We start from the raw sequence: 23,987 nt of genomic DNA, 5'->3' as shown, positions 1-23,987 counted from the left end.
GAAACGCCAGTTCTCGGCGCTGCATTTAGCAAGCACCACAGCTGCCGTACGAAATACCTTGCAAAAAATCGCTTTCGGGGAAAATCGTGATCGCTGTCATGTCTTATGACACTGGGCGCAACGGATTTATCTGAGCATAGGTGGAATATGAAAGCCTGCGCATGAAAACCACTGCACCGCCCTCACCCTCATCCGACCCCGCGCCCCGGTCCCGACTCACCGATCCGGCGCGCCTTCGGGCATTACGCGAGACCGGACTGCTGGAGAGCGCTCCCGCGGACATCTTCGCGCGTGCGACGCGTCTCGCGACGCGGATGACCGGCGTGCCTATCTCGCTGGTTTCGATGGTCGACGAGAACCGTCAGGTCTTCGTGGCGCAAAGCGGGCTGGATCGCTTCGACGACCATTCTCCATCGGAGACGCCGCTCACCCATTCCTTTTGCCGCTATGTCGTGGAAACCGATGCGCCGCTGCGTGTGTCCGACGCGCGCGAGGATGCGGTGCTGGGCGAGAATGGCGCGGTGCGCGATCTGGGCGTGATCGCCTATCTCGGTGTGCCGTTGCGCACGATCGAGGGGCAACCGCTCGGCGCGTTCTGCCTGATCGACCGCGAGGCGCGGCAATGGACCGAGGAAGAGTACGAAGCTCTGTCCGACATCGCCGCGGGCGTCGAGGCGGAAATCCGGCTACGCCACCAGATCAACGTCGCCCACCGCGAAGAAAACCGCTACCGCGCCATTCTCGATCAGATGCCGGTCGGCGTGGGCGTGGCCGAGCTGGGCACCGGGCGGCTCCTCGATCTGAACGCGACCGCGATCGAGATGTTCGGCGTGAAGAACGGCGAGGTGGGCAAGCAGCTCGCCTTCGACGCTTATACGCCGGAAGGCCGCAAGCTCAGCCTCAGCGAATTTCCGATCGTGCGCGCCGCACGCCACGGCGAAAAGATCAACCATATGGAGCTGCGCTGCGTGCGCCGCGACGGAAGCGAAAGCAACCTGCTGATCTCGGCGCAACCGATCGAGAGCGATCCGCCGGTGGCCGTGGCAACCGCGCTCGACATTTCCGAACTGAACGAGGCGCGCGAACGTGCGGCCGACATTGACCGGCGTCTCGCGAATTTCCACGAAATCACCTCCGACGCGATCATCGAGATCGACCGCGACGACAATATCCGCTTCGCCAATTCTGTCATGCGCGCACGCATCCGTGCCGCTGTCGGGGCCGCTACCGAGTCGCAGGCGATCGGGCGATCGCTCTGGGAAACCGTGCCGCATCTGCGCGAGAGCAAACTGGCGGAGGCGCTGGCAGAAGCCCGGCGCACAGGCACGCCGACCGTCGCCGATCAGATCGGGCGCGACGGGCGCATTCTGGAAGCTCGCATCTATCCCGAGAGCGGCGCGATCCTCGCCTATCTGCGCGACGTGACAGAGGAGCGCCAGCTCGCGCAGGCACGCGACACGCTGACGCGCGAGCTCAATCACCGGGTCAAGAACGCCTTCGCGATGATGTCGGGGCTGGTCGGCATGACCGCCCGCCACGCGACGACGCCGGACGAGATGGCGCGGGGCCTGCGCGAACGGATCGGCGCGCTCGCCCGCGCCCATGAGCTGATCAATCCGACCGCCACACCCGAGCGCGATTTCCGCGGCATGGTCGAACTGCGCGAATTGTTGCTGGGCGTGCTTTCGCCCTACACCAATCTCGACGATCCACGGCTGACCCTCGGCGGTCCCGCCCTCGCGCTGAACCATGCAGGGTCCACCAACCTCGCGCTGGTAATCCACGAACTGGCCACTAACGCTGTGAAATACGGCGCACTTTCGCACGATGCGGGGCGTCTGGTGCTAACGTGGCGCGAGATCTCCGGCCAGCTCGAGCTTGATTGGCGGGAAAGCGGCCACCCCGGGAAACTGGTGCCACCAAGCAACAGCGGCTTCGGGTCGCGCTTGATCGACCTGACGATTCAGGGCCAATTGCGGGGAACCTATGGAACCGAATGGGTTCCCGACGGGTTCCAAGCTCGCATGACCGTGCCAATGGACCTGATAAAAGGGTAGTATAGCCCATGCTACAGAGCAGTATTTCTTGCCTCGAGGGCAGCAATGTCCTCGTCGTCGAAGATGAATTATTCATCGCCTATGACATCGCCTTCTCGGTCGAGGAAGCAGGCGGTCAGGTTGCGGGACCGTTCGCGACCCTGGCACGTGCGCGTGCCGCGCTTACGGATGACTCGGTCTCCGTAGATGGCGCGATCCTCGACATGAATCTGCTGGACGGATCGGCGGAAGCCCTGATCGTCGAGCTGTGGAAGCGCGAAGTGCCCCTGGTGGTGAACACGGCCGAGCAGCTGCCGCTTGCCTTCCAATCGATCATGCCGGAAATCCCGGTCTTCTCGAAGCCGACGAACCCGTGGGAACTGGCCGAGGCGCTAGGACGCCAGCTGCGCAACTGAGGTTGGCTGTCGCGCAGTTCCGACCTCCCCTGCCCGCCTCAAAGCGGCATCTTGTATTCCTTGGCGATCGCCCAGATCTCGGCATTGATTGCTTGCATTTCGGCAAGCGCGGCTTCCAGTTCGGTAAGCGTAGCGCTGTCCAGAACGCTTTCCTCTCCAATCCGCAGACTGGTCTTGCGATCCGCGATACGCATCTGGATCGCGCGCACCGGACCTCCGCCCTCGTCGAAAGCGTAGAGGCAATGGTTGAAGTGATTGCGCAGCCCCGACACTTTCTTCATCCGTGCCGACACCGCAAGCACCCGTTCGCAGGCCCGCGGCGCGCAGGGACAGTCGTCGCGCTTGGCCAGCCGATCCACGAGATCGAGCCGCGCACGCGTGGTGTTCAATGTCAGATGGATGATCGTCGCGACGCTCTTGTCGGTCCCGGCGAGCCCGGCGATCAGATGGATCAACAGGCTCTCGGTATTGGTCCAGGCATAATTGATGCGTCCGATCAGCATCAGGAACCGATCGAAATCCGGCGGGCGCACCTCCGCGGGCGTGGGCGGGTCCTTAGGCACCTCGGATACGGTGATACCAGATCGCCGCCTCGGTGCGGTTGGTGACGCCTAGCTTCCCGATGATGCGGTGGATATGCAGCTTAACCGTATGTTCGGACAGGTTCAGCTTGCCCGCGATGATCTTGTTCGGCTGGCCCGAGGCGAGCATCTCCAGAACCTCGGTTTCGCGCGGCGTCAGCCCCGACAGGCAGATCGCATTGGCAGACTCCGTCGCGGTGGCGCCGTTCAGCATCGGCATCGGCAGCTCTGACGGACGGCAGTGCAGAAGCGCGGGCGGGATGTAGTGCCCCCCCGAGACGATCATCCGCAGGATCAGGAGCCAAGTCGTCAGATTCACGTTCATCGGCAGCAGACTGATGTGATGCGTCAGGATCGCAGAGCCGTGGCGCGCCATCAGATCCTGCGCATACGCCTCGTCCTCGATCGCGATGATCAGTTTCACGCGCGACAGGAACGGCTCGCGACGTTCCGCGAGCGCGACCAGACCATCGGCGTGATCCTCGTCCACGATCAGCGAACACAGCGTGCCGCGATGATCGATCCGTCCGTCGGACTGCAATTCCTCGAGCAGCGTCTCGAAATCGTTCAGCCGCAGGCACGTCGCCGGCGTCACTTCGGCATCTACGGTTCGCAAAACGGTATCGGAAAAAACATGCGATGCGCCAAGAAAGCAGATCGCTGCGTCTTGTTTGCGGCAGGACGGCATCACGCGCGCCCCCGCAGGTTCACTCTTATGCAACGCATTCATGGTGGCCCCCTCGTCCTACCCTGAACTCAAATGTTCGGGCGACTAACCCCACGTCATATCGCCCGCATCCACCATATCACGGACCAGTGAGATCAGCGTTACCCGAAGTGTTTACCCAACGGTAAGGATTCTCTTACGCAACGTAAGTCTAAGCGAATCGCGTCCGGAATCACGGTTTTTCGCTCAACGCCGCTTGGGACGCGTCACAAATGGTAGGTTGTGATCGAGTCGCCACTATACCTTGTTCAGCTTTGGGCATCTGCGACAACTTCGTGAAAATTTCTCCGATGGTCCGGGATTCCGCAGGCCACAGCGCGGAGCGCATGGGGAAACGGTTGATTTTCAGCCGGTTAAAACGGTGCACCGGCCGGCTAGACCCATTTGCTAGCTAGGTCCACCGGATCACGGGGCGCAGGATGTTGGTGTCGCAGCTGGGGGCTGTGACTCGTCTGTTTCCACATTCCGCCCGGAAAGGGTGACCCACCTGCGAATCGCTCGATTCGGGGATCGGGACCGGGGTGCCGAGCGGTTGGGGAAGCGGACATTCATCGGGGCGAAAGCCCTGCATAGCAATGGTCCGAACCATATCCGTTTTAGACAGAGTGACGGATCCCGGACCGATCAACTGGGAGAAATGAAATGGTTAATCGTAATTATGGATATTCGGGTCAACAGCCGAACAAGCCGCATGACGGTCCCGACAAAGACGACATGAAAAAGCCGATGCATGACACGCAGGAGCAGGAGCAGCAACAGCAGCAGCACCAGCATCAGGAAGCCGTGTCGGACTCGGATTCCCGTGCAAACGCCGATGCTAATGCTGACTCATCTTCAGCGGCTCGTGCCCATGCTGACGGCGGTGACGCAAGCAATACCAATCGTCTCGACGACACGAACCACAACCGTGTCAATACCGACACGAATTCCAACTCGACTTCGAGCAACACCAACACCATCACGATCGATTTCCCGGATGAGGGGATTTTCGGCGAAGACAACGACTTCGCGGATATCGACAACTCGGACGTGGGCGACATGGTCTTTGCCGATGGCGATATGACCTATACCTACGACTACGATCCGGGTGACGACATCAACCTCAGCGACATGCTCAACGGCATGGGTAATGACGTGATGATGGTCAACACGCAGGCCAACACGCTCACCGACAACGATACGCTCAGTGATCCTGACGTGACCAATGCCGCGCAGTTCAACTCGACCCCCACGATCAACGGTGGCACCGCGCATTCCGACGACGGGATCGACGCATCCTCCGAAGGCGGCAACGGCGCCGAGGATGTCGGTTCGTCGGGCGGCATGGCGCTCGCGGGTGGCGGTATCGCCCTCTCGGGCGGCGGCGTTTCGCTCGCAGCCTCGGAGACCGAGGGTGAAGGCGACGATGGCGGCGACGGTGGCGACGGCTTCGGTATGGGCCTCGGCATGGGCGGCGGCATGGCGGGTGCTGGAGCGGACGAAGGCGGCGCAATCGCAAACGCCGGCGACGGCGGCGGCGGCATGCCGATGATGATGAAGCATCACCATCCGCAGATGGGCGGCGACGGTGGCAATGCAAGCGCCACCGATTCCGGCCAGGCAATGGCTGATGCACGGGCGACCGGTACTGGTACTGGCTCCGGCACCGGTGACGGCGGAAACGGCGGCGCCGGCGGCGACGGTTACGGATGGTCTTCGACCGGTTCGCAAGCCTCGGGCGGCGGCTCCTGGGCGACCGGCGGCTATGCCGGCGGCGGTAACGGTGGCGGCGACGTCACCGCAGGCGGCGGCGGCAATGGCGGCAGCCTCGGCAATTGGGGGTCGGGCAATGGCGACGATGGTATCGTCACCGGCCAGTCCTATGCCGATGCGAGCGCGGCCATCGACACCACCGCGTTCAACCAGTCGATCGTGATGGGCGCCAACATCCTCGGCAATGCCGTGGATACCACCGTGGTCGGCGGCAACCTGTCGTCCTCCTATATCGGCGACGACGACGCATCGTAAGCAAACAAGCGGCGTGCCTCCACGAGAGGCGCGCCGCATTCCGTTCGGGCCGTTTCGCATCGCATCACGCCCGGACCTTGCCCGCGGCGGAGTTCACCCCGCCGGATGCGATGAACCGACAGTCTGACGCCCCGCATCCAAGCGCGGGTTTTCAGCGTCATGAAGGGGGGAAGGAAGATGCTTGACCGGCAGACCGAAATCATCGCCCATTTCATCGGTGCCTTCAATCAGACGACCGAGACCAATGTCGCCCGACAGGAATACGACGCCTTTCGCGCGCTGCAGGCTTCCGCGCCCTCGCCGGGGGACCTGCTCTCCGTCAATGTCAGCGTCAATTCGGATTACCTGCTCGAGGATTTCGATCCGTCGCTGCAGCTGAAGCTCCCACTGGTGCCTCCGCCAGAGGCGCCGTGGCTTCCCTTCGTCGACGATTACCAGCTGCGCGATATCGCACCGCCCGGGTTGCCGTCCGGCCAGCTCGCAATCCCGCCCTATGATTTTCCGCCCGTTCCGGTACCGCTCCAGATGTTTCTCGGAATGGCGCCACCTTCCTCGGTGCTCCACATCACTTCGCAGATCAACACGCTGAGCGATCATGACGTGCTCTACGACAAGCCCTTCATGATGCCGGCAGAGCTGATGGACGAGTACGGCCCGGCGGCCACCTCGTCGAAGCTGATGGCATTGGCCGAATATGCAGATGCGCTGACGGTGAGTGCCGCACCCGTCGGCATGACCGTCGAAGCGCAGGCGGAGGCGCTGATGGCGCAGATCGACGCGCTCGATCCCGACTCCGTGCCCGACGGCGTGACGGCCGCGATGTTCCGCAGCGAGACGATCTTCGCCGCGCCGACCGACCCGGAAGAGGGCGACGGTCTCGAGGAGGGCGCAACCGACCCGGAGGCCATGACCGAGCTGCAAAGCGAAAGCATCGACGGTGAAGAGGCGGCGGCCTCCCTCCTGCCACCCGCGTTTTCGGGCGCGGTCGTGTTCGACGGGCAGCTCATGGACGAATTGCCCGAGACATTGAAACTTCGGCTGGAAGCACGCGACCCCTCGGACGACGAGTCGGAGGATACACCGCTCGACGCGGGTGTGATCGAGGTGGAGACCGACGGTATCGGCGGAGATGGCGAAGGGGCGGCCGGAACGGTCCAAGGCCCCGATATGCCCGTCGATCCCGCGGACATGGCACTGGAAATCGCGCAGAGCCTCAGCACCGGCAACAACCTTCTGCTGAACCAGTCGCAGGTGGTGCATGACTGGCTCGATGCGCCGGTGATCGCGGTCGGCGGATCGGTGACCTCGCTCTCGGTGATCTCGCAGGTGAACGTGCTGCGCGACGCGGATTTGAAGCCCGGTCTCGGACACCACGGCACAGGCAACAGCGCGGGCGGGCAAGGCTTGGGTAATGGTGACAGCGCCGACCCGCTCGCCTCGCTAGGCCACAACGTCGCGGTCTACACGCAAGAGGCCAATCCCGCGAACTTCCTTAACCTGGTGATGCCGCCCGGCGGCAGCCTGATCGCGATGACGGAAATTCGCGGTGACCTGATTGTCGACAACCACATGACGCAGGTGAACGCGGTCTCCGATGGGGATCTGGTGAGCTTCGAATTCGGCTCCTATTCCGCCGAGATCGTGATGGGCGACAACTCGACCGTCAACCTGCAGCTTCTGCTGGAAGCGGGCGCGCAGTTCGACCTGATCATGATCGGCGGCAACATGTACGAGATCGCCCAGCTCGAGCAGATCAACGTATTGCTCGACGACGATCTGGTGATGAGCGGCGCGGGCGGCATCGGACACGGCGGCGTGGGCCATGTCTCAAGCGAGGATAACCTGCTGTGGAATGAGGCGCATCTGACCAAAGTGGGCATCGACACGCAGTTGGAGATGGGCCCGCAATATCAGAACGTCCTCGACCAGCTGGCGGAGATCTACAGCGGCCTCGATCCGAACCCGGGCGAAGGCTATTCGATGCCGCCGGGCGCGGCCTACGACGCGGTCGAAGGGCTGCTGGGCGACGAGCTTTTGGGCGGCCAGATGGCACTGCGGGTACTCTATATCGAGGGAGACCTGATCGTTCGCGACAACCTCACCCAGATCAACATTCTCGAAGATGCCGACCTGATATCGGTCGACGGTCCGGGCGAATTCGACGTCGATGCGGGCGGCAACACGCTCGCCAACGTCTCGTCGCTGACTGTCGCGGGCGTCGACAGCACGATCATGGCCGCCGATGGCGTCTATTCCGACGCGGTGATCTGGCAGGCGGGGATGATGGACGATGGCAGCGGCGGTCCCCTCGGCCCGACGAGCCCCAGCGAAGGGGCGCTTGCCTCGGAGGCGGTGGCGTTCCTCGCGGACGGGATGATCGAGAACGCGCCGACTTACGACGATGACGAATTCCAGGTGCATCCGGGCTCCCACGGGGGAAGCGGGTCGCTCGATGCATTGCACACGGTTCTGGCCTGACGGAGGGGCGGAACTTCATTCACTAGGGGAACTTCGATGAAAGACAGGACTGACGACGCCGCCGGGGGGCAGGCGACCCGCCAAGATGGTCATGACGCGATGGCTCGGAACGTGGATCCGCCGCAGGCCGATCCGACAGACAAACGGCAGGCGCAAACCGCAACGGGCGACGGTCCCGGGGCGAAAGCGCGCGCCGACGAAACCGGCGCGGAGGGGACTGTCGAGACAGTCGCCGCCCGGACGGAGGGTGGTGCTGACGCCCGAAAGGAGGCGGGTCGTGTCCCCGCGCAAAATGCCTCCGGCTCCCCACCGGCGCCACCCTCCACCCCAGCCTTTCACAAGCGCCTCGGCCCGGTGGATTTCACCCGCACGCTGCATGACATGAAAAAGCGGCTGCGCGTGAACATGGCCTTCGTCGTGCTGATGACCTGCGCCACGAATATCCTGATCCTCGCGGTACCGATCTACCTGTTCCAGATTTCCGATCGGGTCTTCACCTCGCGCTCGACCGACACGCTGGTGATGCTGACCATCGTGATTGCCGGGGCGATCGTGGTGCAGACGCTGCTCGACGCGGTACGCCGGCTGGTACTGATGCGCTCGGCGGTGGATGTGGCCGCGCGGCTCGGCGCACCGGTCCTGTCGGCTGCAGCGCAGGCTTCGCTGCATTCCAACGGGCGCGAATATCAGGTTCTGGGCGATCTCAACGCGCTGCGGAGCTTCCTTGTCTCCGGCACGCTGCTGTCCTTCCTGGACGTGCCCTTCGCGCCGATCTTCGTGCTTGCGGTCTTCCTGATCCACCCGCATCTCGGCACGATCGTGGTCGTGACCGCATTGATCCTTATGCTGTTTGCCTGGATCAACCAGAAGATCACTTCGGACGGCTTCAGCCGTGCCAATATCGCGCAGACCCGGGCGAACCTTCACCTTGAGTCGATGTCGCGCAACAGCCAGATCATCAACGCGATGGCGATGATCCCCGAAGCCGTGTCGATCTGGGGTCGCGATACCGCCGCCTCCCTGCGCGCGCAGACCGAGGCGCAGGATCGCAACGTCTTCACCGCCTCCGCGTCGCGGATGTTCCGCCTGTTCACCCAGATCGGGATGCTGGGCTGGGGCGCCTATCTCGCGCTCGATGGGCAGATCACCGGCGGCATGGTGATCGCCGCCTCGATCGTCGCGGGCCGTGCGCTCGCACCGATCGAAGGCGCGATCGAGGGATGGAACTCCTTCCTGCTGGCACGCGGCGCCTATGATCGGGTCGGCCAGCTTCTGGCCTCCGCCAAGACCCGCAACGACAAGCTACGCCTGCCCAAGGTGGAAGGACGGCTCGATATCGAGCGTCTCCTCTATGTTCCGCAAGGCACCAAGCATGTCGTGCTGAACGCGCTGACCTTCTCGCTCGCGCCCGGCGACCAACTGGCGATCATCGGCAATTCGGGCGCCGGCAAGACGACGCTCGGCAAGATGCTGGTGGGATCGGTGCTGCCGACCTCGGGAGCTGTGCGGCTCGACCTGATGGACATCCGCAACTGGGACCCGCGGCAATTCGGCGAAAGCATCGGCTATCTGCCGCAGGACGTGCAGCTCTTCCCGGGCACCATCAAGCAGAACATCGCCCGGATGCGGGAGGATGCGAGCGACGCCGCGATCCATCGCGCCGCCGCGCTCGCCGATGTGCACGAGATGATCGCCTCGCTGCCGCAGGGTTACGAGACGGTCGTCAGCTCCGACGGCTCGCCGCTATCGGGCGGACAGAAACAGCGGATCGGTCTGGCGCGCGCCTTCTTCGGCGATCCGAAGTTCGTGGTGCTGGACGAGCCGAACTCGAACCTAGACACGCAAGGCGACGCGGCCCTCGTGCGCGCGCTCGGTCATGCCAAGGCCAACGGGATCACGGTGGTCGTGGTCACGCAGAAACCCTCGCTGCTCAGCGCGGTCGACAAGATCATGCTGCTCAACGACGGCAATATCGCGATGTTCGGCTGGCGCGACCAGATGCTCGCAGAGCTGGAGCGGCGCAAGCAGGCCAAGGCCCAGCAGGTGCAGCAACAACGCGCAGCGGCGCAGAACGTCGCCGCGACCGCCCCGATGCAAGGAGCCCCGGCATGACACTCCTTCTGACCAACCCGCTCAACTCCCACGAGACCCCCGACTGGTCGACCGAGGTCCCGCGCAGCATCAAGACGCTGGTCATTGTCGGGCTGACGATCTTCGCGATGGCCTTTGGCGGCTTCGGCGTCTGGGCCTTCAGCGCCCCGCTCGCCGCCGCCGTCATGGCACCGGGCTCTTTCGTGGCCACGGGCCGCAACAAGATGATCCAGCACCTCGAAGGCGGGATCATCAAGGAGATCAATGTCTCCGAGGGCGATTTCGTCACCGCGGGGCAACCGCTCCTGCGCCTCGACGAGACCTCGGCGCTCGCCAATGAACGCGCGCTATTCCTGCGCCGCGCGCGACTGGAATCGATGGAGGCCCGGATACAGGCCGAATATGACGGCTGGCGCGAACTGGTCTTCCCGAAATGGCTGCAGGACGCCCGGCGCGACGTGGAAATCGCCGCGATGATGGATTCCCAGCGCCTCGCCTTTGATGTGACGAAAGCGAAAGTGCAAAGCGAGTTGGACCTGCTGGCACGCAACATCGCCGCGATGGAGAGCCGTTCGGAAGGCTACCGCGCGCAGCTGATTGCCGCGGAGGCCCAGCGCGACCTGCTGGCCGAGGACCATGAGAGCAAGGCGAAACTCTTCGAGAGCGGGCTGATCCGGCGAACCGAGCTGAACGCGCTGCTTCGCGCTCTGGCCGATGCGGAAGGGCAGATCGGCCGCCTCAAGGCGGAGATCGGCGAGAGCGAGGAGATGCGCGCGAAATACCAGGCGCAGACCAAGCAGACGATCGAGACCCACAAGCAGGCCGCGCTCGACGAGTTGGAGACCGTGCAGGCGGAACTCGATTCCGTACGCGAGCAAGAGCGCAAGGCGACCTCCGTCCTGAAGCGCGTGGTGATCGAAAGCCCGGTTTCCGGCACCGTGGTGCGGCTGAACTATTCCGGCGCGGGCGGCGTGATCGAGGCGGGCAAGGTCATCGCCGAGATCCTGCCCTCGGAAGCCCCGCTCATCATCGAGACGATGATCGCGCGCACCGATATCGACGCGATCAAGGTCGGACAGGAAGCGTCGGTGCGGCTCTCGGCGCTCAACCAGCGCACGACGCCGATCCTGATTGGGGAGGTCTATTACATCTCCGCCGACGCGATCGTGGAGCGCTCGGGCGAACATCCCCGCGAGGTCTATATCGCCCGCATCCGCCTGCCCGCCTCGGAGCTGCGCCGGGTACCGGGCTTCGCGCCGATGCCCGGGATGCCGGTGGAAGTGATGATCCAGACCGCGTCGCGGACCTTCGCCCAATACATCGCGAAACCAGTGGTGGATTCGATGAACCGTGCTTTCCGCGAGCATTGAGAGGTCGATCCGACGGAAAACCGGCGTGAAGGCGTCGCTCTCGAGGGCGCGGCGCCTTTCTCCTTCAGCCTAACGAATTCATGGGCTTACGCCACAGTTTAGACTCCTTCTAAATTCCTGAGTAAAATAATCGATCACGAAGGCGGGAAAATACCAGACTTCATTTGTCAGAGATCAATTTCCAGACTATCTCCTGAAGATAGGAAGCGAAGACCGACTCGCGACCCATCACGGAGGTGCCCTCATGAAGGCCAGCCCTATCGAGAACGAAACCTGCAAATGCGCACTGCCGCTTGGCCAGTGCCGTCGCGGGTTCCGGGGCACTCTGGTCTCTGTCTGCCCGCTGGCCGGAAAGGATGGCTATGACGCGGACGAGCTGGAACTGCGCCTGCTGGAGCTTGGCTTCATCGAGGGCGCGTCGGTCCACATCCTTCACGAAGGTCCGTTCGGTCGCGATCCTATCGCGGTGCGCGTGAACGACACCACCGTCGCTCTGCGGCGTGCCGAGGCGATGGCCATCCTCGCGGAATGACGTCGGCTCCTGCCATAAACCAGCCCAAAGCCCCGCAGACCGATCCCGACGCCCAGCCGATCGAGGCCGCGCTGGTCGGTGCGCCGAATTGCGGCAAGACGGCGCTGTTCAACGCGATGACCGGTGCGACGCAGAAGGTTGGCAATTATTCCGGCGTGACCGTGGAGCGCAAAGTCGGCGTGGCGACCACGCCTGCGGGGCGCAAGTTCGCGCTGATCGACCTGCCCGGCACCCATAGCTTGCGCGCCCGTTCTCCGGACGAGGAAGTGACCCGCGACGTGCTGCTGGGCCAGCGCCCGGGAGAGCGCGTCCCCGACATGATCCTCGCGGTGGGCGATGCGACCAACCTGCGCGGCGCGCTGCGCCTGGTCTCGGAACTGAAGAAGATCGGCCTGCCGATCGTGATGATCCTCAACATGATCGACATCGCGCGCCATCGCGGCTTGCAGATCGACCATGTCGCGCTGAGCGAGGAACTGGGCATCCCGGTGATCCCGGCCACTGCCGTCCGCCGCGGCGGGCTCGACGAGTTGTGGTCCAAGGTGGATCCGATGCTGGAAGCCGGCCTCGACGATCCGCAACCTTCGAGCTGGGCGGTTCCGAGTACGCATGACATGCGGGTCTCGATGCGCGAGGCGGAACGGCTGGTGAAGACCCACGTCATCCGCCCGCCCGAGCCGGACACGATTTCCGCCAAGATCGACCGCGTGGTGCTGAACCCGATCGCGGGGCCGATCATCCTGCTGGCGATCCTCTTCGTGATGTTTCAGGCCGTCTTTTCCTGGGCCGCGCCCTTCATGGATGCGATCGACTGGGCGTTCAGTTCGCTGGGCGCGCTGGTGACGCAAGTGATGCCCGAAGGGCTGGTGCAAAGCTTCATCTCGGACGGTTTGATCGCGGGCATCGGCTCGGTCATCATCTTTCTTCCGCAGATCCTGTTCACCTTCCTCTTCATCCTGCTGCTGGAAGATTTCGGCTACATGGCGCGGGCGGCCTTCCTGATGGACCGGATCATGGGCCGCGCCGGGCTGAACGGGCGCGCTTTCATCCCGCTTCTGTCGAGCTTCGCCTGCGCGATCCCCGGCATCATGGCCGCGCGGGTGATCCACAATAAACGCGACCGGCTGACGACGATCCTCGTCGCGCCGCTGATGACCTGCTCGGCGCGCATTCCCGTCTACACGCTGATCATCGCCGCCTTCATCCCCAACACGAAAGTGCTCGGCGGGCTGAGCCTGCAGGGGCTGGTCATGTTCGGTCTTTATGCGGCTGGCGTGTTCTCGGTTCTCACGGTGGCCTTCGTCGCGCGGCATCTCTTCGCACGTGAAGAGCGCTCGGCGCCACTTATGCTCGACCTGCCCGACTACAAGATGCCGATCCTGCGCAATATTGCGCTGGGGCTCTACCAACGCGCACGGGTCTTCCTGCGCCGGGCCGGCACGGTGATCTTCTGGGCGATGGTGGTGATCTGGTTCCTGTCGACCTTCCCGATGGCCCCCGAGGGCGCGACGCAACCGGCGATCAACTATTCCTTCGCCGCGATGATCGGCCACTTCGTCGCGCCGATCCTCGCGCCTTTGGGCTTCAACTGGCAGATCGCCGTGGCGCTGGTGCCGGGCATGGCCGCCCGCGAAGTCGCGGTCGCAGGGCTAGCCACGGTCTACGCGGTGGGCGGCGAGAACGGCCTGATCCACACGCTTACCGATCAGTGGAGCCTCGGCACCGCGCTGGCGTTGCTCGCATGGTATATCTTCGCACCGCAATGCATCTCCACGCTGGCGGTTATCCGGCGCGAGGCCGGTTCGGCGAAGTGGATGTGGGTCGCGGTGGTCTACATGTTCGCGCTGGCCTATCTCGCGGCTTTCGCAACCTACCAGATCTCGGCCCTCCTCGGCGCGGGCTGAGCCCTCGCGCACCCTTCAATCGATGGTGAGACGCGGTGAACGCTTTGCCGCCTTGAGTTTCGCGCGACGATCCGGAAGATGCCGCTCGAGAGTCACGGGACAGAGAGCCTCCGCATGATCCTTCGCCGCCTTGCCGCCCTCTTTGGCCTCGTCGCCCTGATGCTGCCGCAGGTGGCCGCCGCCCACATCACCGCGACCGGCTCGGGCGGTTTCACCGCAGGGTTCGAGCATCCGCTCTCGGGCTATGACCATTTCCTCGCGATGTTCGCGGTGGGCCTCTGGGGCGCGCAGATGGGTGGACGTCAGGTCTGGCAATTGCCGGTGACCTTCCCGCTGATCATGGTCGTAGGTGGCGTGATCGGCATTCTCGGCCTGCCGCTGCCCGGCATCGAGATCGGGATCGCGCTGTCGATCGTAGTTCTCGGCCTCGCCATCGCCACCGCATGGAAGCCCTACGAATGGATAGCGCTCGCGATCATCTCGGTCTTCGCGCTTTACCACGGTTACGCACATGGGGCAGAGCTGCCGATGGCCGCCGACCCGGCAGATTTCGCGATCGGCTTCGTGCTGGCGACCGGGATGATCCACGTGATCGGGGTCGGCGTGGGTCTCGTCCTCGACCCGATCCGGGGTGGACAGTTCTCGCGCGGGCTGGGCGCGATCATCGCGGTGGTCGGGCTCGGCTTCCTTGCGCTGGCACTGGGTTACCTGCAATCTCAGCTCGGGTTCCTGCAAGGTGGGCTGAGCCTCTTTGGCCATTGACGTATCGCATAACCGTTCCGGCCTTAGCTGGCTGCGTCACCTCTGGGTGCTGGCCGGGCTGACCGCTCTGATTGTGCTGGCGCTGATCCCGCCTGCGGACCGCGGCGAGACCGGGGCGTGGCTGATACGCGACGCGCTCGCGATCGAGCGGCTGTTCCCGCTATTCGGCTTCGGGATCTCGCTGGCCTTGGTCGGGCGGCGCGCTGCACTTATCGCGGCGCTGCTCGGGGCCGTCGGGATCGCGCTCGGCTTCACCTTCCGCATCGAGCTGATGGCCGCGTTGCAACAACTCCCCGGCGCGATCACGCATCACTTCCTGACCATGCCGATCTCGGCCATCGCCATCGGTGCCACGCTGGCGCTTGGGCGCTGGTCGCGGCCCGTGCTGATCGTGCCAGCGGGACTTGTTCTGGGGGTGATGTATGCGCTCTCGGTGAAATTGTCCGACCCGAGCTATGGCGGTGCGCCTTGGGTCTTCCTCGCCGGGATCGGCCTGGGCATCTGGCTGATCGGCGCGGTCTATCTGGTGCTGCGCAGCTGGCAGGCGCAATGGTTCGAGATAGCAGGCCGGATCGTCGGCAGCTGGCTGGTCGCGATCGGACTGCTTTACGGAGGCGTCGCACTGATGGGCGGCAAGCTGAAGCCGAAGAATGCAGATCCTTCGACCGCCGCCTCGGAGAACGCGCCCGCGGCAGAAACCGCAGTGCCCGAGGCCGATGCTTTCCCCAGCTTCGGCGCGCCGCCGCCCGCCGCCCCGCCCGGCAGCAAGAAACCGGATTTCCAACCATGATCCGCAGCACCGTTCTCACCCTCGCCGGTCTGATCGGGCTGCTGCCGGGGCTCGCGAACGCCCACCCGGAAGACGAAATCCTGATCCGTCTGCTTGTCGGCATGGAGAGCGGCAAAGTCACCCATATTGGCGAGAGTTGGACCTTCGATCCGACCGTGTCCGACTGGCTGATCCAGAGTTTCGACAAAAATGGCGACGGGGCCTTCACCGGAGACGAGCTGGCGCCGCTGCAAGACGCGGCGAAGCAGAATTCGGAGGGCTCGTTCTTCTACACCCGGTTCTGGAAAGGGACCCAGCAACTGCCCGATCCCCAGATCTACGGCTTTCAGGCGACGGTGAAGGATGGGGCCGTCACGATGGCCTTCGCGCTCGCCCTCGCCCAGCCCGAAGACCCGAACGACCTGCGCATCGAGATGTATGACCCCGAGAACCTGACTGGACTGGTGCCGGTGAAATCGGACCCGGTGGTGATCCGCGGCTTGGCCGACGGCGCGACCTGCGTGCCGAACGTCTCGGTCAACCAACCCGATGTGCATCGCGGGCCGGACAATATCCCGATCGCGCTGACGCTGGCTTGTAAGGGGTGACGCCTGCACGCTCTCGCGTGCAAAACTGAAGTCGGGAGGGGGCGCTGCCCCCCGCGCTGACGGCCCTTCGCTTGCGCTTCGGGCGTTCGGCGGGGCGTCCTTCCACTGGAAGGCCGCTGATCCCGCGTCACCCCCCGGGATATTTCCACCAAGAGGAAAAGGCTAGTCGGCCTTTAATTTCGGGGCGGGTTTTGGTTCCGCCAAGGGCGTGTCCGAAAAACGGATCGGCGTGCGGATGCCGGGGATACCCTCGGCCTCGACCCGCATTCCGCGCGCCTCCACCTGCGGATCGGCGAAGACCTGATCGACGGAGTTGATCGGGCCCGCGGGGACCGTCGCCTTTTCGAGCGCGGCGAGCAGATCGGCGCGCGGCCATTCCGCAAGCGCAGGGAAGAGGGCCGCGCGCATGGCCTCACGATTGGCGACGCGCGCCTCGTTCGTGGCGAAGTCAGGATTGGCTGCGAGGTCGAGGGCCAGAACCTCGCAAAGCCGCCGGAACTGCCCGTCATTGCCGACTGCGAGGATCAGATCGCCATCCTTGGCACTGACGACCTCGTAGGGCGCGATGTTTGGATGCGCGTTGCCTAAGCGATGCGGCGCATTGCCGGTCGCGAGAAAGTTCATCCCCTGATTGGCGAGCACGCCCACCGCGCAATCCAGAAGTGCCATGTCGACCAACTGCCCGCGCCCGGTGCGCGCCCGCGCGGCCAGCGCCGCCTGAATGCCGATCACCGCGTAAAGCCCGGTGAAGATGTCCGCGAAGGCCACGCCCACCTTTTGCGGCTGGCCTTCGGGATCGCCGGTCAGGTCCATCCAGCCAGCCATGCCCTGGATCAGGAAGTCATAGCCCGCGCGGCTCGCGTAAGGACCGTCCTGCCCGAAACCGGTGATCGAGCAATAGACGAGACGCGGATTGATCGCGGAAAGGCTCTCGTAATCGAGGCCGTATTTCTTCAGCCCACCGAGCTTGAAGTTCTCGATCACCACATCCGCGTTCTTGACCAGATCGCACACGATCTTCTGGCCTTCTTCGGTACGGAAATCAGCCACGACCGAAATCTTCCCGCGATTGGTGGCGTGGAAATAGGCAGCCGATCGACCCTCCGGCCCGTCGCCTTCGCGCGCGATGAAGGGCGGGCCCCAGCGGCGGGTATCGTCGCCCTCGGGCGCTTCGACCTTAATCACCTCCGCGCCGAGATCGGCCAGCACCTGACCGGCCCAGGGACCGGCCAGAATCCGCGCCAGTTCGACGACTTTCACACCTTCCAGCGGGGCCATCAGAAGAAGGCCTGCAGGCCCGTCTGCGCACGACCCAGGATCAGCGCGTGCACGTCATGGGTGCCCTCGTAGGTGTTCACCGTCTCGAGGTTGACCATGTGGCGGATCACCTGAAACTCGCCCGAAATGCCGTTGCCGCCATGCATGTCGCGGGCCATCCGCGCGATATCCAGCGCCTTGCCGCAATTGTTGCGCTTGATGAGCGAGATCATCTCGGGGGCGGCATCGGCTGCGTCCATCAGGCGGCCCACTTGCAGCGCGGCGTGCAGGCCCAGCGTGATTTCGGTCTGCATGTCTGCGAGCTTCTTCTGGAACAGCTGCGTCTGCGCGAGAGGCTTGTTGAACTGTTTGCGATCGAGGCCGTATTGGCGCGCGGCGTGCCAGCAGAACTCGGCCGAGCCCATCACGCCCCAGGCGATACCGTAGCGCGCACGGTTGAGGCAGCCGAACGGACCTTTCAGCCCCTCGACATGCGGCAGCAGCGCGTCTTCCCCGACCTCGACGCCCTCCATGACGATCTCGCCGGTGATCGACGCGCGAAGCGACAGTTTCTGCCCGACCTTCGGCGCGCTCAGCCCCTTCATGCCCTTCTCCAGCACGAAGCCGCGGATCTTGCCGCCATGGGCTTCGGACTTCGCCCAGACGACGAAGACATCGGCGATCGGCGAGTTGGTGATCCACATTTTCGAGCCGGTGAGGCGGTAGCCGCCCTCGGTCTTCTCGGCGCGGGTCTTCATACCCGCCGGGTCCGAGCCCGCATCGGGTTCGGTCAGGCCGAAACAGCCGATCCACTCGCCCGAGGCCAGCTTCGGCAGGTATTTCTGGCGCTGCTCCTCCGAGCCATAGGCGTAGATCGGATACATCACGAGGCTCGATTGCACCGACATCATCGAGCGGTAGCCGCTATCGACGCGCTCGATCTCGCGCGCGATCAGGCCGTAGGACACGTAGCCCGCGCCGATCCCGCCATATTCCTCGGGGATGGTCGCGCCCAAGAGGCCCATCTCGCCCATCTCGCGGAAGATCGCGGGGTCGGTGGTCTCGTTCTCGAAGGCCTCGATCACGCGCGGTTGCAGCTTGTCCTGCGCATAGGCGCGGGCCGCATCGCGCAGCATCCGCTCCTCTTCGCTCAGCTGGGTTTCCAGACGCAGCGCGTCGTCCCAGGTGAACTTGCCCAGATCGGGGGCATCCTTGGCTTTGAGCGTGGGGCGGTCGGTCATGGCGGTCCTCGGGATCTGTCTTTCGTTGCGTCGAACTCTAGGCATCGTGCCGCGCGGCGCAAACGATTAAATTTGCGAAGATGATGAGTTTTGCGCATGATCCAGCAAGACACAGCGGAGCACCCTCGCGACCATGCGCAAAAGCTACACTCCTACGATCAACGAGCTGCAAGCCTTCGCAGCCTGCGCGCGCTTCGGCACGACGACGCGGGCGGCAGCGGAGTTGAACCTGACGCAATCGGCGGTGTCGCGCTCGCTCGGGACATTGGAGGAACGGCTGGGCGTGGCGCTGTTCGACCGGGTGCGCAAACGGCTGTCTCTGTCGCCGGCAGGTCATGTTTTCCTTGCGCAGGCAGAAGAAATCCTTGGTCAGATCGACCGGGCCGCGATGGGGGCGATGGCCTTCGGCGGCGCGCGCGCGGTGCTGCGTATGGCCGTGCTGCCGAGCTTTGCGCGGTCGTGGCTGATCCCGCGATTGGCCGGGTTCGAGGCCGCGCAGCCGGAGGTGAGCCTCGATCTCAGCGCGCGACTGCTGCCGGTGGATTTCGCGCGGGAGCCATTCGACCTGGCAATCATGCGCTCCAGGCATGAACAGGCGGGGGCCGAGGTCGAAAATCTCGTTGCGGAGGAATTGATCGTCGTGGCCGCGCCGCACCTGATGACGGGGCGCGCGGAATTGGAGGACGACGCGCTGCTGGCGCTGCCCCTCTTGCAGCAGTCGACGCGCCCGACGCTCTGGCTCGACTGGTTCCGCGAGAGCGGGCGCGACGCGCGGCATATCCTCCGCGGCGCGCGGTTCGATCATTTCGACATGATCCTCGATGCGGCGAGCGCGGGCATGGGGCTGGGGCTGGTGCCCGCGATCATCGCGCAAGGGGCGCTGGCCTCGGGGCGGCTGGTGCAGGCGACGCCGCGCCGGTTTGCCACCGGTGAGAATTACGCGCTGATCCTGCCCGAGCGCGCGCGGGAGGCGCCGCATGTCAGCGCCTTCCGCGATTGGTTGCGGGCCGAGATCGGCGCTTAGTCGAAGACGATGACCTGCCGGATCGCCTCTCCCGCGGCGAGCCGCTCGAAACCTTCGTTGATGTCTTCGAGCTTTAGGCGATGGGTCATCAGGTCCGGGATCGGCAGTTGCCCTTGCACCATCATCTGCGCGAAACGCGGGATGTCGCGGACCGGCACGCAGGAGCCCATGTAGGATCCCTTCAGCGCATGTTCGTTCGCCGTCAGCGACACGGCCGGGATCGTGAACTCCGCCTTCGGGTTCGGCAGGCCCGCCGTGACGGTCGTGCCGCCACGCCGGGTGATGGCATAGGCGAATTGCAGCGCCGGAGCCGCGCCAGCCAGCTCCACCGCGAGATCGACGCCGCCGCCGGTAAGGTCGCGCAGTTTCTGCACCGCGCCTTCCTCGGTCGGGTCGATGGCATGGGTCGCGCCAAGCTTGAGTGCGAGGTCGCGTTTGTCCTTGGCCAGATCGACCGCAACGAGGGTGCGCGCGCCTGCCGCGACCGCGCCCAGAAGCCCCGCGAGGCCGACGCCGCCAAGGCCGATGATCGCGCAGCTTTGCCCGGTCTTCAGCCCGCCCGAATTCAGCACCGCGCCGACGCCGGTCAGCACCGCGCAGCCCAGCAGCGCGGCTTGGTCGAGGGGGATCGATTTGTCGATCTTCACGCAGGACGCCTCGGAGACGACTGCGTAATCCGAGAAGGCCGACACGCCGATATGGTGGTTCACATGCTCGCCCGCGACCGAGATGCGTTTCGATCCGGTGATCAGGCTGCCCTTACCCGCCGCGACCGCGGCCGGCTCGCAAAGCGCGGGCCGCCCCTCGGCGCAGGGCACGCAATGGCCACAGGACGGCGCGAAGACGAGGACCACGTGATCGCCGGGCGCGAAGCGCGTGACATGGGGACCGACGGCCTCGACAACGCCCGCCGCCTCGTGACCCAGCGCCACAGGCATGTCGCGCGGGCGGTCGCCGTTGATGACGGAGAGGTCCGAGTGGCACAGACCCGCCGCGGACATCTTGATCAGCAACTCGCCTGGGCCGGGATCGTCCAGCTCTGCCTCGACGATCTCCAGCGGCTGGCTGTCGGTATAGGGGCGCGCCTTGCCCATCTCGCGCAAAAGTGCGATCCGCGTTTTCATTCTTGCTCCTCCCCAAAACGATTTGGCGCAGATTGGGAAAGATCGGCGGAAGTGTCCATGCCTCTTTGACGATGCGTCACACGGTGACGGTGAAGGGAGCGTCCAGCGGATGTTCTTCGAGGTTCGCGGTTTCGCCAATCCGGTCCACCACGGCGAAGAGACCGGGCGCTGCGAGCGGCGTCAGTACACCGTGCCACGTCCCGCGATGGAGGTTGATGCCCTGCGCGCCGTCGGTCAGGAAAGCACGCGGCGTGCCGGGCTTGCCGCCTGCGTCCGGTGCCACGATCACGAGGAACGGGTCCGCGCTCATCGGGAGGAAGGCCTGCGAGCCTTCGGGGTGCCGCTCCAGCAGGTCACAAAGATAGGGCAGCGTTCGCGGCTCCGCCTTGAAGATCGAGAGTCCGGCGCGCCCGCCGGACTCCGCCCCGAAATCAAGCTGTGCGCGATCATGGTAGCGCCCACAGAGCCCGGCATTGATGATCTTGTCGGGCGCGCCGGACGCCTCGAGCACATCCCCGAACGGGGCAAACGCCTCGGGTGTCAGCGGTTCGGCCTTGATCTGCATGGCGCCTCCGGGTTCGGGCGGAAGAAAGGGGGCGCTGCCCCCTCACCCCCGGGATATTTCGACCAAGCCGAAAGGGTCAGCTCGAGATGGGCGAGCCGAGCTTCGGGTGGCGGTTCACGTCCTTGTAGAGCAGGTAGCGGAACGGACGGCGACCGGCGGCGTAGCAGGCCTGCGGGCAGAAGCTCCGCAGCCACATGAAGTCGCCCTCCTCGACCTCGATCCAGTCCTGGTTCAGCAGGTAGACTCCGCGGCCCTGCAGCACGTAGATGCCGTGCTCCATGACGTGGGTTTCCGCGAAGGGGATGGTGCCGCCCGGCATGAAGGTCACGATATTGACATGCATGTCGTGGCGCAGATCGTTCGGATCGACGAAGCGCGAGGTCGACCAGTAGCCCGAGGTGTTGGGCATCTCGAGCGGCGGCTTGTCCTGATCGGCGGTGACGAAGCTTTCCGGCGCGTCGATGCCGGGCACACGCTCGTAGCGTTTTCGGATCCAGACGAAGGTGCCGGGCGTGTCCTGATCGTTCGCGACCGACCATTGCGTGCCCGGGGCGAGATAGGCGTAGCCGCCGGCGTCCAGTTCGTGGCCAACGCCTTCGATCACGAGGCGGATGTGGCCAGCGAGCACGAAGATCACGCCCTGGCCCTCGGGATCGGGTTCGGGATTGTCCGAACCGCCGCCCGGCGCGACTTCGACGATCAGCTGCGCGAAGGTCTCGGCAAAGCCCGACAGCGGCCGCGCGAGCACCCAGGCGCGGGTGTTTTCCCAGCCCGGCATCAGCGAGATGGTGATGTCGGAGAGCACACCGCGCGGGATCACGGCGTAGGAGGTGTTGAATTGCGCGCGCTCGCGGGCGCGCTGGTTCTGATCGGGCAAACCGCCCGTCGGAGCGTAATAGGTGTATTCCATCAAAGGTCCATGGCGTTCAGGCGATGCCACGCGATCCGCTCGACCTGTTTGCAGGCCTCACGGAATTCCGTCTCGCGGCCCTGGTCAAGCCGGCGGCGGAAGGCGTGGAGGATTGACGCCTTGGTATTGTCTTTTACGGCGATGATGAAGGGGAAACCGAATTTTTCGGTATAGGCGGCGTTGAGCGCCTCAAATGTGGCGCGTTCCTCGTCGGTCAGCGCGTCGAGCCCGGCGCTCGCCTGTTCCGAGGTGCTTTCTGCGGTTAGACGTTTGGCCTGGGCGAGTTTTCCCGCGAGATCCGGGTGCGCGGTCAGCACGCCGAGACGCTCCGCCTCCGAAGCAGAGCGGAAGATGCGGACAAGCGCCGAGGCCATCCCTTCATGGCTGTCATGGGCCGGGCCCAGCTCCAGCTCGAAAGCCCGCTCGGCGATCCAGGGCGAATGTTCGTATATGCCGCCGAAGACTTCGACGAAACGGTCCCGGTTCATCTGGCTCGGGCGTTCGCGGCGCGTGTGGGGGTGGGTCGCGGCCCAATGCGCGGCGATCTCTCCACGGGTCGCGAACCAGACGCCCTCATGCGACAGCGCGTAATCGAGGAAGCGCTTCAGCCCCGCAACTTTTCCCGGCCGCCCGATCAGGCGGTTATGCAGGCCCACCGAGAACATCTTCGGCGCGCCGTCCATCCCTTCGGCATAGAGCGTGTCGAAACTGTCCTTGAGGTACTGGAAGAACTGCTCGCCCTCGATATAGCCGGGCGCCGTGGCAAAGCGCATATCGTTGGCTTCCAACGTGTAGGGGATCACGAGTTGGTCCCGCGCGCCCACTTCCAGCCAATAGGGCAGGTCGTCGTCATAAGTGTCGGAGATCCAGTCGAAGCCACCCTCTTCTGCGGTCAGCCGCACCGTGTTGGCCGAGCAGCGCCCGGTATACCATCCGCGCGGACGCTCTCCGACGACCTCGGTATGCAGGCGGATAGCCTCGGCGATCTGGCGGCGTTCTTCGTCTTCCGCCATATCTTTGTGCTCGACCCATTTCAGGCCGTGCGAGGCGATCTCCCAGCCCGCTTCCTTCATCGCAGCGACCTGTTCCGGCGCGCGCGCCAGCGCGGTCGCGACCCCGTAGATCGTGAGTGGTACGTTCAGCCTGGTGAACAACCGGTGCAGCCGCCAGAAGCCTGCGCGCGCACCGTATTCGTAGATCGACTCCATGTTCCAGTGTCGCTGGCCGGGCCATTGCGCGGCGCCTGCGATATCGGACAGGAACGCCTCCGACGCCGCATCGCCGTGCAGGATATTGTTCTCGCCGCCCTCCTCGAAGTTGAGCACCATCGAGATCGCTACGCGCGCCTTTCCCGGCCATTGCGGATCTGGGGGCGTGCGGCCGTAGCCGCGCAGGTCGCGGGGGTAGCGGGTCATCGAATGGCTCCTGTCTTCGGGTCGAACCGGGACAAGAAAGAGCAAAATACGCGAAAGGGAAAGGGGGGCTGACCCGTCGCCGCAGGTCAGACTGCCGCGATGGTGGCCTCGACCGCCTTTTTCCACGCAGTGTAGCGGGCTTCGCGTGTGGCCTCGTCCATCTGCGGGGC

20 protein-coding genes are annotated in these 23,987 nt (G+C 64.6%); 12 read left to right on the top strand and 8 right to left on the bottom strand.

Annotated features, from left to right (window positions below; all coding sequences use genetic code 11):
- The first annotated feature begins 161 nt into the window (after positions 1-161).
- On the top strand, positions 162-2,057 hold the full coding sequence (locus tag B6V72_RS15030) for a PAS domain S-box protein (protein ID WP_088735917.1): 1,896 nt from the start codon (positions 162-164) through the stop codon (positions 2,055-2,057).
- Positions 2,058-2,065: 8 nt separating this feature from the next.
- On the top strand, positions 2,066-2,452 hold the full coding sequence (locus tag B6V72_RS15025) for a hypothetical protein (protein WP_075775769.1): 387 nt from the start codon (positions 2,066-2,068) through the stop codon (positions 2,450-2,452).
- Between the two features lie 38 nt (positions 2,453-2,490).
- Here the strand turns inward: B6V72_RS15025 and B6V72_RS15020 are convergent, their stop codons facing one another.
- Both B6V72_RS15020 and B6V72_RS19400 read right to left on the bottom strand, forming a co-directional pair.
- Positions 2,491-3,015 (bottom strand): hypothetical protein, encoded by a 525-nt coding sequence (locus B6V72_RS15020; protein WP_240497737.1) that lies wholly within the window; start codon positions 3,013-3,015, stop codon positions 2,491-2,493.
- Complete coding sequence (locus B6V72_RS19400) at positions 3,008-3,628, bottom strand: response regulator transcription factor (RefSeq protein WP_233243105.1); 621 nt, start codon at positions 3,626-3,628, stop codon at positions 3,008-3,010. The genes B6V72_RS15020 and B6V72_RS19400 overlap by 8 nt, the downstream gene beginning before the upstream one ends.
- A gap of 774 nt (positions 3,629-4,402) precedes the next feature.
- On the opposite strand from B6V72_RS19400, the gene B6V72_RS15010 reads away from it, so the two are divergent.
- The 9 genes from B6V72_RS15010 (at position 4,403) to B6V72_RS14975 (ending at position 16,281) form a co-directional block, all read left to right on the top strand.
- Entirely contained in the window at positions 4,403-5,767 is a 1,365-nt protein-coding gene (locus B6V72_RS15010) for a hypothetical protein (protein ID WP_088735916.1), read from the top strand.
- A gap of 177 nt (positions 5,768-5,944) precedes the next feature.
- Positions 5,945-8,245 carry a hypothetical protein gene (locus B6V72_RS15005; protein WP_088735915.1) on the top strand — a complete coding sequence of 767 codons (2,301 nt, stop codon included), beginning with the start codon at positions 5,945-5,947 and terminating at the stop codon, positions 8,243-8,245.
- Between the two features lie 36 nt (positions 8,246-8,281).
- A complete protein-coding gene (locus B6V72_RS15000) occupies positions 8,282-10,357 on the top strand; it encodes a type I secretion system permease/ATPase (protein WP_088720464.1) in 2,076 nt (691 codons plus the stop codon).
- Positions 10,354-11,706, top strand: a complete 1,353-nt coding sequence (locus tag B6V72_RS14995; protein ID WP_088720465.1) for an HlyD family type I secretion periplasmic adaptor subunit — start codon at positions 10,354-10,356, stop codon at positions 11,704-11,706. The genes B6V72_RS15000 and B6V72_RS14995 overlap by 4 nt, the downstream gene beginning before the upstream one ends.
- Before the next feature lie 244 nt (positions 11,707-11,950).
- Positions 11,951-12,238, top strand: a complete 288-nt coding sequence (locus B6V72_RS14990) for a FeoA family protein (protein ID WP_075775765.1) — start codon at positions 11,951-11,953, stop codon at positions 12,236-12,238.
- Positions 12,235-14,142 (top strand): ferrous iron transporter B, encoded by a 1,908-nt coding sequence (locus B6V72_RS14985; RefSeq protein WP_088735914.1) that lies wholly within the window; start codon positions 12,235-12,237, stop codon positions 14,140-14,142. Before B6V72_RS14990 ends, B6V72_RS14985 begins: the two co-directional genes overlap by 4 nt.
- A 114-nt stretch (positions 14,143-14,256) precedes the next feature.
- Complete coding sequence (locus tag B6V72_RS14980) at positions 14,257-14,904, top strand: HupE/UreJ family protein (RefSeq protein ID WP_088735913.1); 648 nt, start codon at positions 14,257-14,259, stop codon at positions 14,902-14,904.
- Positions 14,894-15,694: a hypothetical protein gene (locus B6V72_RS19225; protein WP_168173057.1), complete on the top strand. Its 801-nt coding sequence runs from the start codon at positions 14,894-14,896 to the stop codon at positions 15,692-15,694. Before B6V72_RS14980 ends, B6V72_RS19225 begins: the two co-directional genes overlap by 11 nt.
- Positions 15,691-16,281: a DUF1007 family protein gene (locus B6V72_RS14975; protein ID WP_168173056.1), complete on the top strand. Its 591-nt coding sequence runs from the start codon at positions 15,691-15,693 to the stop codon at positions 16,279-16,281. The genes B6V72_RS19225 and B6V72_RS14975 overlap by 4 nt, the downstream gene beginning before the upstream one ends.
- A gap of 162 nt (positions 16,282-16,443) precedes the next feature.
- Here B6V72_RS14975 and B6V72_RS14970 read toward each other — a convergent pair whose 3' ends face one another.
- Positions 16,444-17,559 (bottom strand): CaiB/BaiF CoA-transferase family protein, encoded by a 1,116-nt coding sequence (locus B6V72_RS14970; RefSeq protein WP_088735911.1) that lies wholly within the window; start codon positions 17,557-17,559, stop codon positions 16,444-16,446.
- Positions 17,559-18,779 (bottom strand): acyl-CoA dehydrogenase, encoded by a 1,221-nt coding sequence (locus B6V72_RS14965; protein ID WP_088735910.1) that lies wholly within the window; start codon positions 18,777-18,779, stop codon positions 17,559-17,561. The genes B6V72_RS14970 and B6V72_RS14965 overlap by 1 nt, the downstream gene beginning before the upstream one ends.
- A 133-nt stretch (positions 18,780-18,912) precedes the next feature.
- Between B6V72_RS14965 and B6V72_RS14960 the strand changes: the two genes are divergently transcribed.
- On the top strand, positions 18,913-19,803 hold the full coding sequence (locus tag B6V72_RS14960; RefSeq protein ID WP_075775759.1) for a LysR substrate-binding domain-containing protein: 891 nt from the start codon (positions 18,913-18,915) through the stop codon (positions 19,801-19,803).
- On the opposite strand, the gene B6V72_RS14955 is transcribed toward B6V72_RS14960, so the two are convergent.
- The 4 genes from B6V72_RS14955 to puuE form a co-directional block, all read right to left on the bottom strand.
- Complete coding sequence (locus tag B6V72_RS14955) at positions 19,800-20,927, bottom strand: zinc-dependent alcohol dehydrogenase family protein (RefSeq protein WP_075775758.1); 1,128 nt, start codon at positions 20,925-20,927, stop codon at positions 19,800-19,802. The genes B6V72_RS14960 and B6V72_RS14955 overlap by 4 nt on opposite strands.
- 76 nt (positions 20,928-21,003) lie before the next feature.
- Complete coding sequence (locus B6V72_RS14950) at positions 21,004-21,492, bottom strand: ureidoglycolate lyase (RefSeq protein ID WP_075775757.1); 489 nt, start codon at positions 21,490-21,492, stop codon at positions 21,004-21,006.
- Positions 21,493-21,568: 76 nt separating this feature from the next.
- Positions 21,569-22,402 carry a bifunctional allantoicase/(S)-ureidoglycine aminohydrolase gene (locus B6V72_RS14945; RefSeq protein ID WP_075775756.1) on the bottom strand — a complete coding sequence of 278 codons (834 nt, stop codon included), beginning with the start codon at positions 22,400-22,402 and terminating at the stop codon, positions 21,569-21,571.
- Positions 22,402-23,817 carry an allantoinase PuuE gene (gene puuE / locus B6V72_RS14940; protein ID WP_088735909.1) on the bottom strand — a complete coding sequence of 472 codons (1,416 nt, stop codon included), beginning with the start codon at positions 23,815-23,817 and terminating at the stop codon, positions 22,402-22,404. The genes B6V72_RS14945 and puuE overlap by 1 nt, the downstream gene beginning before the upstream one ends.
- Between the last annotated feature and the right edge of the window lie 170 nt (positions 23,818-23,987).

Source organism: Thioclava sp. F34-6, from assembly GCF_002213235.1.
GTDB classification, from domain to species: domain Bacteria; phylum Pseudomonadota; class Alphaproteobacteria; order Rhodobacterales; family Rhodobacteraceae; genus Thioclava; species Thioclava nitratireducens.
The sequence above is the reverse complement of the archived record's forward strand: the minus strand, read 5'-3'. Positions and strand labels throughout refer to the sequence as shown.

Bases quoted from the DNA above. Each gene is read 5' to 3' on its own strand.
- B6V72_RS15005 (WP_088735915.1), top strand. From the start codon at position 5,945: ATGCTTGACCGGCAGACCGAAATCATCGCCCATTTCATCGGTGCCTTC.
- B6V72_RS14990 (WP_075775765.1), top strand. From the start codon at position 11,951: ATGAAGGCCAGCCCTATCGAGAACGAAACCTGCAAATGCGCACTGCCG.
- B6V72_RS14950 (WP_075775757.1), bottom strand. From the start codon at position 21,492: ATGCAGATCAAGGCCGAACCGCTGACACCCGAGGCGTTTGCCCCGTTC.
- B6V72_RS15030 (WP_088735917.1), top strand. From the start codon at position 162: ATGAAAACCACTGCACCGCCCTCACCCTCATCCGACCCCGCGCCCCGG.
- B6V72_RS14955 (WP_075775758.1), bottom strand. From the start codon at position 20,927: ATGAAAACGCGGATCGCACTTTTGCGCGAGATGGGCAAGGCGCGCCCC.
- B6V72_RS14975 (WP_168173056.1), top strand. From the start codon at position 15,691: ATGATCCGCAGCACCGTTCTCACCCTCGCCGGTCTGATCGGGCTGCTG.
- puuE (WP_088735909.1), bottom strand. From the start codon at position 23,817: ATGACCCGCTACCCCCGCGACCTGCGCGGCTACGGCCGCACGCCCCCA.
- B6V72_RS14980 (WP_088735913.1), top strand. From the start codon at position 14,257: ATGATCCTTCGCCGCCTTGCCGCCCTCTTTGGCCTCGTCGCCCTGATG.
- B6V72_RS14945 (WP_075775756.1), bottom strand. From the start codon at position 22,402: ATGGAATACACCTATTACGCTCCGACGGGCGGTTTGCCCGATCAGAAC.
- B6V72_RS14985 (WP_088735914.1), top strand. From the start codon at position 12,235: ATGACGTCGGCTCCTGCCATAAACCAGCCCAAAGCCCCGCAGACCGAT.
- B6V72_RS15000 (WP_088720464.1), top strand. From the start codon at position 8,282: ATGAAAGACAGGACTGACGACGCCGCCGGGGGGCAGGCGACCCGCCAA.
- B6V72_RS15010 (WP_088735916.1), top strand. From the start codon at position 4,403: ATGGTTAATCGTAATTATGGATATTCGGGTCAACAGCCGAACAAGCCG.
- B6V72_RS14970 (WP_088735911.1), bottom strand. From the start codon at position 17,559: ATGGCCCCGCTGGAAGGTGTGAAAGTCGTCGAACTGGCGCGGATTCTG.
- B6V72_RS14960 (WP_075775759.1), top strand. From the start codon at position 18,913: ATGCGCAAAAGCTACACTCCTACGATCAACGAGCTGCAAGCCTTCGCA.
- B6V72_RS15025 (WP_075775769.1), top strand. From the start codon at position 2,066: ATGCTACAGAGCAGTATTTCTTGCCTCGAGGGCAGCAATGTCCTCGTC.
- B6V72_RS14965 (WP_088735910.1), bottom strand. From the start codon at position 18,779: ATGACCGACCGCCCCACGCTCAAAGCCAAGGATGCCCCCGATCTGGGC.
- B6V72_RS14995 (WP_088720465.1), top strand. From the start codon at position 10,354: ATGACACTCCTTCTGACCAACCCGCTCAACTCCCACGAGACCCCCGAC.